At 61.3% G+C, this 14,156-nt stretch carries 16 protein-coding genes; 6 read left to right on the top strand and 10 right to left on the bottom strand.

Translation table 11 applies throughout. The features are described 5' to 3' along the window. Nucleotides 1–136: 136 nt before the first annotated feature. Entirely contained in the window at nucleotides 137–1,180 is a 1,044-nt protein-coding gene (locus BFP93_RS24655; protein WP_065895259.1) for an aminopeptidase, read from the bottom strand. Between the two features lie 96 nt (nucleotides 1,181–1,276). On the opposite strand from BFP93_RS24655, the gene BFP93_RS24650 reads away from it, so the two are divergent. After that, entirely contained in the window at nucleotides 1,277–1,699 is a 423-nt protein-coding gene (locus BFP93_RS24650) for a PA0061/PA0062 family lipoprotein (RefSeq protein ID WP_065895258.1), read from the top strand. On the opposite strand, the gene BFP93_RS24645 is transcribed toward BFP93_RS24650, so the two are convergent. Then, nucleotides 1,700–1,939 (bottom strand): DUF1161 domain-containing protein, encoded by a 240-nt coding sequence (locus BFP93_RS24645; RefSeq protein ID WP_065886747.1) that lies wholly within the window; start codon nucleotides 1,937–1,939, stop codon nucleotides 1,700–1,702. 143 nt (nucleotides 1,940–2,082) lie between these two features. Then, nucleotides 2,083–2,514, bottom strand: coding sequence for an OsmC family protein (locus BFP93_RS24640; protein ID WP_065886746.1), 432 nt, complete (start codon nucleotides 2,512–2,514; stop codon nucleotides 2,083–2,085). 215 nt (nucleotides 2,515–2,729) lie between these two features. Here BFP93_RS24640 and BFP93_RS24635 point away from each other — a divergent pair, with 215 nt between their 5' ends. Further along, complete coding sequence (locus BFP93_RS24635) at nucleotides 2,730–3,731, top strand: LLM class flavin-dependent oxidoreductase (protein WP_065895257.1); 1,002 nt, start codon at nucleotides 2,730–2,732, stop codon at nucleotides 3,729–3,731. A gap of 60 nt (nucleotides 3,732–3,791) precedes the next feature. On the opposite strand, the gene BFP93_RS24630 is transcribed toward BFP93_RS24635, so the two are convergent. Together BFP93_RS24630 and BFP93_RS24625 are read right to left on the bottom strand one after the other, a co-directional pair. After that, nucleotides 3,792–4,016 (bottom strand): DUF1161 domain-containing protein, encoded by a 225-nt coding sequence (locus BFP93_RS24630; protein WP_065895256.1) that lies wholly within the window; start codon nucleotides 4,014–4,016, stop codon nucleotides 3,792–3,794. 116 nt (nucleotides 4,017–4,132) lie between these two features. Then, complete coding sequence (locus tag BFP93_RS24625; protein ID WP_065886743.1) at nucleotides 4,133–4,348, bottom strand: dodecin; 216 nt, start codon at nucleotides 4,346–4,348, stop codon at nucleotides 4,133–4,135. Nucleotides 4,349–4,505: 157 nt separating this feature from the next. Between BFP93_RS24625 and BFP93_RS24620 the strand changes: the two genes are divergently transcribed. Next, entirely contained in the window at nucleotides 4,506–4,832 is a 327-nt protein-coding gene (locus BFP93_RS24620; protein ID WP_003170746.1) for a DUF883 family protein, read from the top strand. Here the strand turns inward: BFP93_RS24620 and BFP93_RS24615 are convergent. Beyond that, the gene (locus BFP93_RS24615; RefSeq protein WP_065895255.1) at nucleotides 4,829–5,725 is read right to left on the bottom strand and encodes a LysR family transcriptional regulator; all 897 of its coding nucleotides are present in this window, start codon (nucleotides 5,723–5,725) and stop codon (nucleotides 4,829–4,831) included. The genes BFP93_RS24620 and BFP93_RS24615 overlap by 4 nt on opposite strands. Before the next feature lie 111 nt (nucleotides 5,726–5,836). On the opposite strand from BFP93_RS24615, the gene trpB reads away from it, so the two are divergent. The 3 genes from trpB (at nucleotide 5,837) to BFP93_RS24600 (ending at nucleotide 9,707) form a co-directional block, all read left to right on the top strand. Continuing rightward, nucleotides 5,837–7,063, top strand: coding sequence for a tryptophan synthase subunit beta (trpB, locus tag BFP93_RS24610; RefSeq protein WP_065886741.1), 1,227 nt, complete (start codon nucleotides 5,837–5,839; stop codon nucleotides 7,061–7,063). Beyond that, complete coding sequence (gene trpA / locus BFP93_RS24605; protein WP_065895254.1) at nucleotides 7,063–7,872, top strand: tryptophan synthase subunit alpha; 810 nt, start codon at nucleotides 7,063–7,065, stop codon at nucleotides 7,870–7,872. Before trpB ends, trpA begins: the two co-directional genes overlap by 1 nt. 173 nt (nucleotides 7,873–8,045) lie before the next feature. Beyond that, nucleotides 8,046–9,707, top strand: a complete 1,662-nt coding sequence (locus BFP93_RS24600; RefSeq protein WP_065895253.1) for an FAD-dependent oxidoreductase — start codon at nucleotides 8,046–8,048, stop codon at nucleotides 9,705–9,707. 69 nt (nucleotides 9,708–9,776) lie between these two features. On the opposite strand, the gene BFP93_RS24595 is transcribed toward BFP93_RS24600, so the two are convergent. The 4 genes from BFP93_RS24595 to BFP93_RS24580 all read right to left on the bottom strand — a co-directional run bounded on the left by BFP93_RS24595 (nucleotide 9,777) and on the right by BFP93_RS24580 (nucleotide 14,042). Further along, nucleotides 9,777–11,081 carry an MFS transporter gene (locus tag BFP93_RS24595; RefSeq protein WP_065895252.1) on the bottom strand — a complete coding sequence of 435 codons (1,305 nt, stop codon included), beginning with the start codon at nucleotides 11,079–11,081 and terminating at the stop codon, nucleotides 9,777–9,779. Between the two features lie 182 nt (nucleotides 11,082–11,263). Beyond that, on the bottom strand, nucleotides 11,264–12,412 hold the full coding sequence (dgoD, locus tag BFP93_RS24590) for a galactonate dehydratase (RefSeq protein WP_003187297.1): 1,149 nt from the start codon (nucleotides 12,410–12,412) through the stop codon (nucleotides 11,264–11,266). Nucleotides 12,413–12,460: 48 nt separating this feature from the next. After that, on the bottom strand, nucleotides 12,461–13,081 hold the full coding sequence (locus BFP93_RS24585) for a 2-dehydro-3-deoxy-6-phosphogalactonate aldolase (protein WP_065886736.1): 621 nt from the start codon (nucleotides 13,079–13,081) through the stop codon (nucleotides 12,461–12,463). Nucleotide 13,082: 1 nt separating this feature from the next. After that, the gene (locus tag BFP93_RS24580) at nucleotides 13,083–14,042 is read right to left on the bottom strand and encodes a 2-dehydro-3-deoxygalactonokinase (RefSeq protein WP_065895251.1); all 960 of its coding nucleotides are present in this window, start codon (nucleotides 14,040–14,042) and stop codon (nucleotides 13,083–13,085) included. Nucleotides 14,043–14,156 lie beyond the last annotated feature (114 nt).

The following is a 14,156-nucleotide window of genomic DNA, read 5'->3' as shown; positions in this document are numbered from 1 at the left end:
AGCCTGCGTTCGGCCAGCGTGGTTTAACGGGGCGCCTGAGATCAAGATCAAAAGCAGATCAAGAGCGACTCGCTTCGCATCGTGGTTACGGTTGAGCGCTACAGAGTTGTGTAGATACCTATGCCCCGATGAGGCCCTACTGGTCAACCTTCTCCAACCGCCTCAACACCGCCCTGCGCTGCTCCACCGGCAGCCCTCCCAACGTCTCCACCGCCCCATAGAACTTCACCCAATCCCGCCCTTCCTGCGCAAACAACGCCGCAAACGCCGGTACCCACTGGTCATACAGCCCGAACGGCAGCAGCCGCGCGTTGTTCATCGGCTGGTTGATCCACGCGTCGTAACGCTTGTCACCGCCCCACTGGCTGTCGCGCAGGTGGCGGTACTCACGGCGCAGGCGCTCGAACTGCGCGGCCTTGGCCTGGCGCATCAGCTCGGCCGCCAATGGCTGGGCGTAAAGGTTTTCCAGGCGTTTGCGGGTAGCGAGAATCAACTGGGTAAACTGGTCGCGCTGCTGCAACGTCGCATCGCTCAGCGGCGCCAGGCCACGGGCGGCGCGCCATTGTCGCGTACCTTCCTGCTCGACAAAGCTGGCAAATGACTCATTGAACTCGGTGTCGTCCTTCACATAGAAGCGCTGATGCGCCAGCTCGTGGAAGATCAGGGTGGCCAGACGTTCATCGCCCCAGTTCATCATCGAACTGATGATCGGGTCATTGAACCAGCCCAGTGTGGAATAGGCTTCGACGCCGCCAATCGACACGTCCATGCCTTGTTGGCGCAGCAATGCCGCTTCGCCACGCGCGGCGCCCTGGCTGTAGTAGCCGCGATAGGCCACGCAACCGGCGATGGGGAAGCAGTGGTTTTGCGCTGACAGAGAAAACTCCTGCGTGGCGAAGACATTCCACACCACATAGGGTCGACCAATATCGGCATACAGCCGGTAGCTTTGATTGTCGGGCAAGTGCAGCTGTTCGCTGGCGAACGCACGGGCCTTCTGGGACTGAAGCAGATGCTCACGCAACCCTTGAGGACGAGCCGGATCGGCGATGACTTCGGCCACCGGTTCCCGCGCCCGCAGCAGTTGCCACTGGCCACTGGCTAACTGGCCGTAGTAACTGACGCTGGAGCAGCCGCTGAGCAGCATCACCAGCAACCCAGGAAGAAAACGCCTGATCATGCCGCGACCGCTCCTGGGTACGCTTGAATCGAATTTGAAGGTTCCACGTGATGGCGTGTTTATACTCAAAATATCTTCTCGCGTTGAGTTCCTGCCATGCGCCAGCTTTTGTACCCCGTCGCCGCCCTGTTGCTCAGCGCTTGCGCATCGACGCCGATCCCGCCCGTCGACCCGCAACAGGCCTGGGTCGATTTCACCACGCCAACCCCGGGCGCCAAACTGGTCATGGCTCAGCGCCTGGACGGGAAATACCTCGAAGACGGGCGCTATTTCCAAATGCCGCCCGGGGCCCACGAACTGATGGTGCGCTTCGACTTCGAAGTGCCCGCCGGAGGAGGGCTGGGGGGGCTGAGCCAGATGATGTATCGAACCTGCTTCATGACCTTGCAGTACGACCATTTCCAGGCCGGCCAACGCTACATACTGGAAGGGCGCTCATTGGCCTTCACGCCCAACATCCGCCTGTACGACCCGGCGCGGCAATTGCTGGCCGAAGAGCGCAGCGTGAACTGCATCTGATCAGTCGTTGTTCTTCTGGTAGATGATGCGCTTGGTGCCGTTTTCGCAGGAACCGACAATCATGGCGCTGTCATGATTCTTGGCTTCTTCGGCGGTGATGATTTCCAGGGTGTAGGACGGGATCGCCTTGGCCTGGATGTTGACTTCGATTTCTTTGCGCAGCTCTTCGCAGTCTTTTGGCGCGGCCATGGCCGAAGTGGCCAATACGCCGCAGATGACCGCCAAAGCAAAACGTTTCATGTGTGTAGCTCCCTGAATGCATTGCGCACGGGTGTGCGTCTAGGCTGCATAGGCTATAGGACCACATTTATGAAACACGAGTTCTGATTTAACGCAGAACAAAATGAGGGAGGGGGCAAGCCCCCTCCCACACTGTCCAGGGGTTAGTTCAGGAGAGTGGCATCCAGGGTGATGGTTGCATTCAGCACTTTGGACACTGGGCACCCTTCCTTGGCCTTTTTGCTCAGTTCGTCGAACTGCGCCTGGCTGGCGCCTGGAATCTTGGCTTTAAGCACCAGGTGCACAGCGGTAATCGCAAAACCGCCCTCGACCTGGTCGAGTGTCACCTGGGCTTCGGTGTCGATGCTGTCAGCCTTGAGGCCTGCGTCGCCGAGAATCATGGAAAACGCCATGGAGAAGCAGCCGGCGTGGGCCGCACCAATCAGTTCTTCAGGGTTGGTGCCCTTGCCGCCTTCGAAGCGGGCCTTGAAGCCATAGGGCGCTTCGCGCAGCACGCCGGTCTCGGTGGAAATCGAACCCAGGCCAGTCTTCAGATCGCCTTCCCAATGCGCGGATGCCTTTTTAACGATACTCATAGCTTTCTCCTCGAACGGTGATTTTGCGTCAGTAAGGTTCTGAGGATAGACGCCGTCGCAAAGTTCATCTTGTCGGAAAGACCTACCAAATAAGTAGGAAATTGCATGGCTGCTATTGAATCTCGGGTATATGCCCTCATTGCATAGACCATGCACATGAAGCGGCAGGTTTTGGTTCGTCTAAGAAGCCTGCGCCCCTATTGGAGAAGCAGGCTATGAAATCGCTGTCCGACGTGAAGTTCTCGACCCTCGACCTGGTGCCCGTAAGCGCCAACGGCAGTGCGGCGCAATCGTTACGCAATTCCCTGGACCTTGCCCAGCACGTGGAAAAGCTCGGCTATAACCGTTTCTGGGTGGCTGAGCATCATAATATGGACGGTATCGCCAGCTCGGCTACCTCGGTATTGCTGGGCTACCTGGCCGGTGGGACCTCAACTATCCGCGTCGGCTCCGGCGGGGTGATGCTGCCCAACCACGCGCCGCTGGTGATCGCCGAGCAGTTCGGCACCCTGGAGAGCCTGTACCCTGGCCGTATCGACCTGGGCCTGGGCCGCGCGCCCGGTTCCGATCAAATGACCGCCCGCGCCCTGCGCCGTGAACGCTCCGGCAGCGCGGACGACTTCCCGCAAGACGTGGCCGAACTGATGGCCTATCTCGGCCCGCGTACGCCCGATCAGCGGGTGATCGCAGTCCCGGGCACCGGCACCAATGTGCCGGTGTGGTTGCTGGGCTCGAGCCTGTTCAGTGCGCAATTGGCCGGTGAACGTGGCTTGCCCTACGCCTTCGCCTCACATTTCGCACCGCGCCTGATGCATGAGGCGGTTCGGGTGTACCGCAATCACTTCAAGCCTTCGGCGGTGCTGGACAAGCCCTACGTGATGCTCGGCATTCCGCTGGTCGCCGCTGACACCGACGAACAGGCCGACTACCTGGCCACCTCGGTGTACCAGCGCATCCTCGCGCTGATGCGCGGGCAAAGCCTGGTGCAGCGCCCACCGGTAAAAACCATGGACGGCCTGTGGCTGCCCCACGAGAAAGAAGCGGTGGGCAGTTTCCTCGGCCTGGCGATGGTGGGCAGCCCGGCGAAGATCCGCGCCAAACTGGAGGTGCTGATCGAACAGACCGGCGCCGACGAACTGATCTTTACCTGCGACCTGTATGAGCACGCCGACCGGATTCATTCCTACGAGCTGCTGGCGCAGGTGATGAAGGGCTAAACCCCAGGCGAAAAAAAAACCGACGCGCCTGCGTCGGTTTTTTATGTCTGCAACACGGGATTAACCGCGCTTGTAGACGATTTCCTTGGTGCCGCCTTCGCAACTGCCAATCACTTGGCCATCGGCGGCAGCGCCTTTATCCACAACATCCAGCGAATAGTGCTGAACGCCCTTGGCATCAAGCTTTGCCGCGAGTTCGCCTTTGAGCTCTTCACAAGGCTTGCCCGCCGCCAGGGCCGTGCCTGCAATGCTCAACAAACCTACCGCCAACAGAAACTTCTTCATCCGATACTTTCCTTGCGCTGGTCGAAAAGAGCATGCCGACGCTCAGGGCGTCGGCATGCATTGGGTGTAGCGCAGGTTATGGCAATCGGCCAGCGGTCAAAGTTCCGCGCGCCCGATCAACTACTGGCAATTCGGAATCCCACCTTCAGGGTGACCTGATAGTGCGCGACCTTGCCATCCTCGATATGCCCACGGGTTTCAGTCACTTCAAACCATTCCAGATGCTTGAGGCTTTTGCTGGCTTCGGCCAGGGCATTCTGGATCGCATCTTCGATGGTGGTGGTGGATGAGCCCACCAATTCGACTTTCTTGTAGGTGTGATGTTCGCTCATGGTGTTTCTCCTGTAGGTCGTCAATCAAGACTAGCAGTGAATATTCGTACTGCTTGAGGCGACCGCTCGGCCACGAAAGTTCAGATTTAATGCACTTTCTGAAACGGCCGCAGTCGGTATCTACACACGCCACTCAATCACTTCAGGAGATGTCCAAATGGCCAACACTTCTTTACGCAAAGCGTCGCTGGAAAGCATGGAAGCCGAGATTTCGAGCCTGCTCAAATCCCTCGAGAGCCTCAAGGACGACGCATCCGATGAGTCGCGCAAAACGCTGAAGGCCCTGAAAAGCAATGCCGAGAATGCCCTCAAGCACTCGCGCCACCTGATCAGCGACGCGTACGAAGAAAGCAAAGTTAAAATCCGCGAAACCGGCGTTGCCACTCGCGATTACGCACAAGAGCACCCATGGACCACAGCCGGCGTTGCCGTCGGTGCTCTGGGTCTGCTGGCAGCCTACCTGCTGTGCAAACGCGGCGACTAAACAGGTTGGCGCGCCAGCTCAGCCTTGAGCCACTGCGCCAATTGCCCGGCGCGCCCATCTGCGGCGCGCTTGGGTAGCCACAACGCCAGGTGCGCCGGGGTTTCACTGAAGCCCCACGGCGCCACCAGGCGACCCGCGCGCAGGTCCTCCGCCACCAGCGGTTGTGGCGCAATCGCCACGCCCAGTCCTGCCACCGCCGCTTCCAGCAAATAATACAAATGTTCAAAACCCTGGCCGAGTTTCAGCGCGCCGGGCTCGATCCCGTGTTGCTGCGCCCAACTGGGCCAGGCTTGTGGACGTGATGTGGTGTGTAAGAGAGGTTCGCCACGCAAGGCTTGGGCCGGTGCCTGGCGCAGGCGCTCATAGCCGGCGAAGCGTGGACTCATGACGGCGCCGATGCGCTCGCTGGCCAGCTCGAATACCTGCATATCCGCCGGCCAAGGCGGCTCGGCGAATACCAGCAGGGCATCAAGGCCTGGGCGCCTGGGGTCGAGGTCGCCGTCACCGGCCGACAGGTGCAGACGCAAGTCCGGCAAGTCGGCATTCAAGCGCCCCAGACGCGGTATCAACCAGCGCGCCAGCAAGCTGCCCGAGCATCCCAGTACGAAGGGCGCGTCGGCGCTGCGCTGGGTGAGTTCGGCACACACATCGCGCAGACGCTCGAACGCCTCGGCGCTGGCATCGCGTAACCTTGCCCCTGCATCTGTGAGTTTAAGGCCGCGCCCCTCCTTGACGAACAGGCTGACGCCCAAGTGTTCTTCCAGCACTTTCAATTGACGACTGACTGCGCCATGGGTGACATGCAAGTGCTCCGCAGCCTGGCTGACGCTGCTGAGGCGGGCGGTGACTTCAAAGGCGCGCAGCGCATTGAGCGGCGGAAGGTCTCGGCTCATCTGTGAGTTTTCCTGACAGGTTACGGCGATCTTATCGGTTTTCAGCCCAGAGCGGCAGGGGTAGAGTGGTCCTCATTGTTTCCCACACCCCTTTCTTTCCTGGAGCGTCCCATGACTCAGTCCCAGACCGACCTGCGCAACGGCCCCGACGTCAACGGCCTGTTTGGCGCGTTCGGCGGCCGCTACGTCGCTGAAACCCTGATGCCGTTGATCCTCGAGCTGGCCCGTGAATACGAAGCGGCGAAGATCGATCCGGCGTTCAACGAAGAATTGGCCTACTTCCAACGCGATTACGTCGGGCGTCCAAGCCCGCTGTACTTCGCTGAACGCCTGACCGAATTCTGCGGCGGCGCCAAGATCTACCTCAAGCGCGAAGAGCTGAACCACACCGGCGCGCACAAGATCAATAACTGCATCGGCCAGATCCTGCTGGCGCGGCGCATGGGCAAGAAACGCATCATCGCCGAGACCGGCGCCGGCATGCACGGCGTGGCCACTGCCACCGTCGCCGCGCGCTTTGGCCTGCAATGCGTGATCTACATGGGCACCACCGACATCGAGCGCCAACAGGCCAACGTGTTTCGCATGAAGCTGCTGGGCGCCGAGGTGATCCCGGTGGTCGCCGGCACCGGCACCCTGAAGGACGCGATGAACGAGGCCCTGCGTGACTGGGTCACCAATGTCGACAGCACCTTCTACCTGATCGGCACCGTGGCCGGCCCGCACCCGTACCCGGCCATGGTGCGTGATTTCCAGGCCGTGATCGGCAAGGAAACCCGCGACCAATTGCAAGCCCAGGAAGGCCGCCTGCCGGACAGCCTGGTGGCGTGCATCGGCGGCGGCTCCAATGCCATGGGCTTGTTCCACCCGTTCCTGGATGACACCAGCGTCGAGATCATCGGCGTTGAAGCGGCCGGTCATGGCATCGAAACCGGCAAGCACGCCGCCAGCCTCAATGGCGGGGTGCCCGGCGTACTGCACGGCAACCGCACCTTCCTGCTGCAGGACGATGACGGCCAGATCATCGACGCGCACTCGATTTCCGCAGGCCTGGATTACCCCGGCATCGGCCCTGAGCACGCCTGGTTGCACGACATCGGCCGTGTCCAGTACACCTCGGTGACCGACGATGAAGCCCTCGATGCTTTCCACAAATGCTGCCGCCTCGAAGGGATCATTCCGGCGCTGGAAAGCGCGCACGCCCTGGCCGAAGTATTCAAACGCGCACCGACCCTGCCCAAGGAGCACCTGATGGTGATCAACCTGTCCGGCCGAGGCGACAAAGACATGCAGACCGTCATGCACCATATGGAACAGTCCCAGCAGGAGAAACATTGATGAGCCGCCTGCAAACGCGCTTCGCGCAACTCAAAGAGCAGAACCGCGCCGCCCTGGTGACCTTCGTCACCGCCGGCGACCCGGGCTATAACGCCTCGCTGGCCATCCTCAAAGGCCTGCCCGCTGCCGGAGCCGACGTGATCGAGTTGGGCATGCCCTTCACCGACCCGATGGCCGATGGCCCGGCCATCCAATTGGCCAACATCCGCGCGCTGGAGGCCAGGCAGAACCTGGCGAAAACCCTGCAGATGGTCCGCGAGTTCCGCAAAGACAACAACGACACGCCCCTGGTGTTGATGGGCTACTTCAACCCGATCCACAAGTACGGTGTCCCGCAATTCATCACCGACGCCAAGGAAGCGGGCGTAGACGGGCTGATCGTGGTGGACATGCCGCCTGAACATAACGGCGAACTGTGCGATCCGGCCCAGGCGGCGGGTATCGACTTTATCCGCCTGACCACGCCGACCACTGATGACGCACGCCTGCCGACGGTGCTCAACGGCAGCTCCGGCTTTGTGTACTACGTGTCGGTAGCGGGCGTGACCGGTGCCGGCGCGGCCACCCTGGAGCACGTCGAAGAAGCCGTGAGCCGCTTGCGTCGCCATACCGACCTGCCGATCAGTATCGGCTTCGGCATCCGTACTCCGCAGCAAGCGGCGGCCATCGCGCGCCTGGCGGACGGTGTGGTGGTGGGGTCTGCACTGATCGATCACATCGCCAACGCCGACAGCCACCAGCAAGCGATCGATGGCGTATTGAGCCATTGCGCGGCGCTGTCCGAAGGCGTGCGCAACGCACGTCGGTAACTGCACCGGTCCGGATTCTTGCGCTAGGCTTGTGGGGGTGACATGCCGTCACCCCCACAAGCACTTCATGCCTCTTGTCGTCTAACCGCCTCTGCAAGCCCCCCGCAGTTCTTGCCCCCCGGTTGTTAAGTTAGCTGCATCAGAAGTCATCCCTGGCTCTTAAGGAGTACATCATGGCATTTGATCTCATCACGTCTTCAGACCCCCGTCATTCCACCCTGCAGAAAGGCTTCAACCTGCGCTGGCCGTTGGGCAATGTGCAGGGCGAATCGTCGCCCAATGGCGCCAGCCGCATCTACCTCTGCCACAGTACCCAGGACATCGTCGACGCCGCCGCCGAAGCGCTGGCGATCACCCACGGACGTATAACGGTTCGAAGCGGTGGTCACTGTTACGAAGGTTTCGTCGCCAACAAAATGCCCGGCAGCAGCGACGAGGTGTTATCGATCCTGGATATCAGCCCGCTGAACCAGGTGGTCTACGCTGCCGATGGGCAACTGGCTTCCGACCTGGTCCCCGCGCGGCTCGAGCGCTACAGCTTTCGCCTGGAGGCCGGTGCGCAGAATTGGGACGCCTACGTCAGGTTGTACAAGCTGGCCAATAAGACACTGCCGGGCGGCTCATGCTATTCGGTCGGCCTGGGCGGGCATATCTGCGGGGGCGGCTATGGGTTGCTGTCACGCAAGCATGGCCTGGTGTGCGATTGGCTGCACGGTGTGGATATGTTGGTGCCCAATGCACAGGGCACCGGCCTGACCCCCGTGCATGTCTCGCGAGACAGCACAGACCCTGACGAGCTCGACCTCTTCGCGGCCTGCTGCGGCGCCGGTGGCGGTCAGTTCGGCATCATCACCAGCTACTATTTCAAGACGTTGCCCGAGGCGCCGAAGGAAGTGCTCTGGCTGGTGCTGCAATGGGATTGGTCCCTGCTGACCGATAAGTCCAGGCTCGACAACCTGCTTATCGCCTATCAGAACTGGTTCGCCCTCAACCAAAGCAATCCCGATACGTGGGGGTTGGCGACCAAACTGGAGATGCGCCATCCGCACACCGGTAATGTGACCCTGGGCATTCACTACGTCGATCGCGACGGAGGGCTGAAAGACCAGGCGCCCTTTGAAGATTTCGTCGCAAAAATGCTCGATGCCATTGGCCTGCCTGCGACCGAATGCCTGGTGCCGTTTTACGTTGTGCATATGCCAAGCGGCGGCGCCAGCGGACGCGCCATCAAAGCATTGCCCGACGCATTGGCGGCCACGCGACGCCTGGATTGGCTGGTGTGCCAGCAAACCTTGAATGGTTCAGGGGACAATCTGCGCGGGCGCTACAAGTCGGCCTATCAGAAAGGCGAATTCACCCCTCAGGTGCTCCAGGCGATCTGGGACACGCTGCACTGGGACGACCCCGATCAATACCTGACCCAGAGCCTGATACAAATCCAGTCGTTTGGCGGGCGCATCAATGAGGCCACACCGGCGGTTCGCAAAGAGTCGTCGGCCTCACAGCGCTCGTCCTATCTGAAGTGGCAACCGCAGTGCTATTGGCAGGAGGCCGGCGAGGCGGCGGACCAGGCCCACGCCCGATGGATTCAGGGACTGTTTTTCCAGGCGTTCGCCAATGACCAGGGGGTGCCCCTCAATGACCAGTTCGAGGGTTGCTATATCAACTATCCGGACCTGGACATGACTCATGAGGACGGCAACCCGGCCAGGCCGAAAAACCCCTACTGGTACAAGATTTTCGTCCCCGACCTCATGATCGAAAGCCGCCTGCGCCGCACCAAGCGGCATTGGGACCCGCACAACGTGTTCCGTAACGAGATGTCCGTGCCGTGAACAAGTAAGGCAACCCCAGGGCCGATCGTTCCCACGCTCTGCGTGGGAATGCCTCAGGGTCGCCTTGTTTCACAGCTCAATCCGCTCGACCTTGCCCACCAGCAGCACGTAGGAAAGCGCGCCAAGCAGCGCCAGCACCGCGATATAGGTAATGGCCGGCGCAAACGAATCACCGCTGGCAAGAAATCCAATCACGATCGGCGTAGCAATCGCCGACAGGTTGCCGATGAAGTTGAACACGCCACCGGTCAGCCCCAACAAACGAGCAGGTGCCAGCGTGGATACCAGCGACCAGGTGATCGACGCCAGCCCATTGCCGAAGAACGCCAGCGCCAGGAATGCGATCACCCAGGCGGTGGAGTCCACGTAGTTGGCGCCGATGATCGCGGTGGAAATCAGCAGCCCGCCGATGATCGGCAACTTGCGCGCAAAGCCTACCGACGCGCCCCGGCGAATCAGCCAGTCGGAAAAAATCCCGGAGCACAGAACACCGACGAACGCCGCCAGAAACGGCAGTGAGGCGAGCAGACCGGACTTGATGAAGTCCATACCGCGATACTTCACCAGATAGGTCGGGAACCAGGTCAGGAAAAACCACAGGGTGGAATTCAGGCAGAACTGCCCAAGGTAGATGCCCCACAACTTGCGCTTGCTCAGCACAATGCCCAGGTCAACCCAGCTGAACGGTGCCTTGCTGGCTTTTTCCTGCATATCCACCAGGCCACCGCCGTCACGGATCAACTGGATTTCCGCCGCGTTGGCGCCCTTGAAATCCTTGGGCTCGCGGTACACCGCGTACCAGATCAGCGCCCATAAAATGCCGACGCCACCGGTGGCGACGAACACCATGTGCCAGCCGAATGCATGTTGCAGCCAGGCCAGCACGGGGGTGAGAAACGCCAGCCCGACGAACTGCCCGGAGGTGTAGACGCCAATCGCCGTGGCGCGCTCGCGCTCGGGAAACCAGGTGGTCACGACCCGGCTGTTGATCGGGTAGGCCGGGGCCTCCAGGGCACCGACGGCCATGCGCAACACAAACAACGCAATGAAGCTGGCGGCAAAGCCGAGCATGACGGTGGCGATGGACCACAGCAGCAGGGCGGCGGTGTAGAGAATGCGCGGGGGCACACGGTCGACCAACCAGCCGCCAGGGATCTGCATCGCGGCGTAGGTCCAGCCGAACGCCGAGAAAATCAGCCCGACATGGACCGGGTCAATGCCCAGCTCGCTGGTCAGCGCGGGAGCGGCAATCGACAGGTTGCTGCGGTCGAGGTAGTTGATCACCACGGTGATGAACAGCAGCACCATGATAAAGAAGCGCTTTCGGCTAGGCGTGACTACAGGAGCCTGTCCGGTGAGGGATTCAGGGTGCATGGGGAAGTGCCTCTTTTTATGTTTATTGAGGTCTGAAACTGAGCTGTCTGAAAAAACCGAATCAAATGTGGGAGGGGGCTTGCCCCCGATGGCGGTGGAACAGCCAATACATCGGTGGATGACACACCGCAATCGGGGGCAAGCCCCCTCCCACATTTTTACCGCGTTTCTTCAGGGCGACATCACCACTCGGCGAAACTGCCGTCGGCATGGCGCCAGATCGGGTTGCGCCAGCGGTGGCCGATGGCCGCGCGCTCGACCACGTATTCCTCGTTGATCTCGATGCCCAGGCCCGGCCCGTTGGGGATCTTCACAAAGCCCTGGTCATAGTCGAATACGCCCGGGTCGCGCACATAATCGAGCAGGTCGTTGCTCTCGTTGTAATGGATGCCCAGGCTTTGTTCCTGGATAAACGCGTTGTAGCACACAGCGTCCAATTGCAGACACGCCGCCAGGGCAATCGGGCCCAGCGGGCAGTGCAGGGCCAGGGCCACGTCGTAGGCTTCGGCCATGTTGGCGATCTTGCGGGTTTCGGTGATGCCGCCGGCGTGGGACGCATCCGGCTGGATGATGTCGACATAGCCTTCACTGAGCACGCGCTTGAAATCCCAGCGCGAGAACAGGCGCTCACCCAGGGCAATCGGGGTGCTGGTCAGGGGGGCCAGTTCCTTGAGGGCTTCGTAGTTTTCGCTGAGCACCGGTTCTTCGATGAACATCAGCTTGTACGGGTCCAGTTCCTTCATCAGCACCTTGGCCATGGGCTTGTGCACGCGGCCATGAAAATCGACGCCAATGCCGACATTAGGGCCGACCGCATCGCGCACGGCAGCGACGTTGGCCAGGGCCAGGTCGACTTTTTCGAAGCTGTCGACGAACTGCAGCTCTTCGGTGCCGTTCATTTTCACCGCAGTGAAACCACGGGCCACAGCCTCTTTGGCCGCGCGGGCCGTGTCGGCCGGGCGGTCGCCACCAATCCACGAATACACACGGATCTTGTCACGCACCTGGCCGCCCAGCAGGTCGCTGACGGACACGCCCAGGGCCTTGCCCTTGATGTCCCACAACGCCTGGTCGATACCGGCGAGGGCGCTCATGTGCACAGCGCCACCGCGGTAGAAACCGCCGCGATAGAGCACGGTCCAGATGTCTTCGATATTGCGTGGGTCTTTGCCGATCAGGTAGTCGGACAATTCTTCAACGGCAGCGGCCACGGTGTGGGCGCGACCCTCAACCACGGGCTCACCCCAGCCGGTGACGCCCTGGTCGGTTTCGACCTTGAGGAAGCACCAGCGCGGCGGGACGATGAAGGTCGTCAGTTTGGTGATTTTCATCTGTTGTCTCTCTTATAGATGCAGCGCCAGCAGGCGCGGAACTTGAACTCAGCTCAGGGCTTTCCAGGCCGCGACATAAGCCTGGGCGCGGCTCGCAACCTGCTCTACGCTCATACCCGGTTTGAACAATCCGGAGCCCAGCCCGAAGCCCTTGGCGCCGGCGTCGGTGAACACTTGCATGTTGTCCGGCGTGATACCGCCCACCGGCAGCAGCAACGTGCCCGCCGGCAATACCGCAAGCCACGCCTTGATCACCGCCGGGGCCATTTGCTCGGCCGGGAACAGTTTCAATACGTCGGCGCCTTCGGCCAGTGCGGCAAAGGCTTCGGTCGGCGTGGCGACGCCCGGCGACAGATACAGGCCCGCCGCTTTCGCCGCCCGCAATACCCTGGCATCGCTGTGGGGCATCACGATCACCTGGCCGCCGGCGGCCTTGACCTGCTCGACCTGCTCGGGCGTCAGCACCGTACCGGCACCAATCAGGCAATCGGCGGGCAGGCTGTCGCGCAGGGTGCGGATGCTGGTGTAGGGGTCCGGCGAGTTAAGCGGTACTTCGATGACGCGAAAACCGGCCTGGTACAGCGCCTGGCCGACGGCTTCGGCTTCGTCCGGGCGCACGCCGCGCAGAATCGCGATCAGACCGTTTTGTGCGAGTGCTGTTTTAAGCATGTCAGGCCTCCGTTACAGGTTGAGTGAGCCCGGCCGCCACGGCCAGTTGCCACAAACCGCGCTCGCTGGCGGCCTGCGCCAGGCTGACGTCGGTGAAGCCGCACAGCGCGAGGGCACGTTGATAGCGAGCGCAGAGGGGGGCGGCACCGACCAGGACGATCGGCTTGGGTTTTGCGCTGTCGGGTAAACCGGCCAGTTCATGACCGATCAGCAGGCCGGACAGGTAGTCGGGCTGCTGCTCGGGCGTCAGTTGGGCAGTCAGGCCAAGGGTGCGGGCACTGAACAGCGTCGAGAGCACGCCGCGCCGGCCATCTGCCGAAAGAGCCACATGCACGCCGCGGTCAAACGCCTCGGTCTGGAAATGTTCCGATGATTGCTGGGTACGCCCCAGGATGCTGTGCTGGCTCAAGACGGCGAACAGCTCACCGGTCATGAAGGTGTCGAAGTGAGTGATACAGCCTTCGACGACCTCGACCCATTTGGAATGGCTGCCCGGCAGGCCAATCAATACGTCGCTCGCAAGCCCGTGCAGCACACCGAGCACCTGGGTTTCTTCGCCGCGCATCACATTGGGCAGGCCGACCTGTTCGATCACGCCCGGCACGATATGCACATCAACCCCACGCACGCTGCGCACCTTATGCAGCGCCTGCCCCAGGCTCGCCACATCCACCGGGGTGTTGCGGTAAGCCGCTTCGCTCCAGCCCTGTGCGCTGCCGACCATGCCGCAGGCAATCACCGGCAGGTCGGGCTGGGCGTCGAGCCAGTCCCCACAGGCGCTATCGAAGGCCAGCTCGAAACCATTGCTGCAGCGCACGCCTGCAATGTCACGCGGTTCGCTGGGCAAATGCATGATGCCCGACGCCAGTGAGCGTCGTTCCAGCACCACGCCGGCGGGGCCTAGTTTGTAAGCACGAAGGGAGCTGGTTCCCCAATCGAGCGCGATCAATTGCGCCTGCATCGCTTCACCTGAAATGAGTGGGTGCTGAAAAAAGCAGATGGGCGAATATAAACCTAAGCTTTGTAATATCTCAATATATAAATATCAGTCCCATATATTGGGAGAATAACGCGA

The sequence above is a fragment of the Pseudomonas sp. 44 R 15 genome (genome assembly GCF_900004965.1).
GTDB lineage: Bacteria > Pseudomonadota > Gammaproteobacteria > Pseudomonadales > Pseudomonadaceae > Aquipseudomonas > Aquipseudomonas orientalis_A.
The sequence above is the reverse complement of the archived record's forward strand: the minus strand, read 5'-3'. Positions and strand labels throughout refer to the sequence as shown.

Coding starts and splice junctions, on each gene's coding strand:
- BFP93_RS24635 (WP_065895257.1), top strand. CDS start 2,730: ATGAAATCGCTGTCCGACGTGAAGTTCTCGACCCTCGACCTGGTGCCC.
- BFP93_RS24655 (WP_065895259.1), bottom strand. CDS start 1,180: ATGATCAGGCGTTTTCTTCCTGGGTTGCTGGTGATGCTGCTCAGCGGC.
- BFP93_RS24650 (WP_065895258.1), top strand. CDS start 1,277: ATGCGCCAGCTTTTGTACCCCGTCGCCGCCCTGTTGCTCAGCGCTTGC.
- BFP93_RS24645 (WP_065886747.1), bottom strand. CDS start 1,939: ATGAAACGTTTTGCTTTGGCGGTCATCTGCGGCGTATTGGCCACTTCG.
- BFP93_RS24625 (WP_065886743.1), bottom strand. CDS start 4,348: ATGAGCGAACATCACACCTACAAGAAAGTCGAATTGGTGGGCTCATCC.
- BFP93_RS24595 (WP_065895252.1), bottom strand. CDS start 11,081: ATGCACCCTGAATCCCTCACCGGACAGGCTCCTGTAGTCACGCCTAGC.
- BFP93_RS24640 (WP_065886746.1), bottom strand. CDS start 2,514: ATGAGTATCGTTAAAAAGGCATCCGCGCATTGGGAAGGCGATCTGAAG.
- BFP93_RS24585 (WP_065886736.1), bottom strand. CDS start 13,081: ATGCTTAAAACAGCACTCGCACAAAACGGTCTGATCGCGATTCTGCGC.
- BFP93_RS24600 (WP_065895253.1), top strand. CDS start 8,046: ATGGCATTTGATCTCATCACGTCTTCAGACCCCCGTCATTCCACCCTG.
- BFP93_RS24615 (WP_065895255.1), bottom strand. CDS start 5,725: ATGAGCCGAGACCTTCCGCCGCTCAATGCGCTGCGCGCCTTTGAAGTC.
- dgoD (WP_003187297.1), bottom strand. CDS start 12,412: ATGAAAATCACCAAACTGACGACCTTCATCGTCCCGCCGCGCTGGTGC.
- BFP93_RS24630 (WP_065895256.1), bottom strand. CDS start 4,016: ATGAAGAAGTTTCTGTTGGCGGTAGGTTTGTTGAGCATTGCAGGCACG.
- trpB (WP_065886741.1), top strand. CDS start 5,837: ATGACTCAGTCCCAGACCGACCTGCGCAACGGCCCCGACGTCAACGGC.
- trpA (WP_065895254.1), top strand. CDS start 7,063: ATGAGCCGCCTGCAAACGCGCTTCGCGCAACTCAAAGAGCAGAACCGC.
- BFP93_RS24620 (WP_003170746.1), top strand. CDS start 4,506: ATGGCCAACACTTCTTTACGCAAAGCGTCGCTGGAAAGCATGGAAGCC.
- BFP93_RS24580 (WP_065895251.1), bottom strand. CDS start 14,042: ATGCAGGCGCAATTGATCGCGCTCGATTGGGGAACCAGCTCCCTTCGT.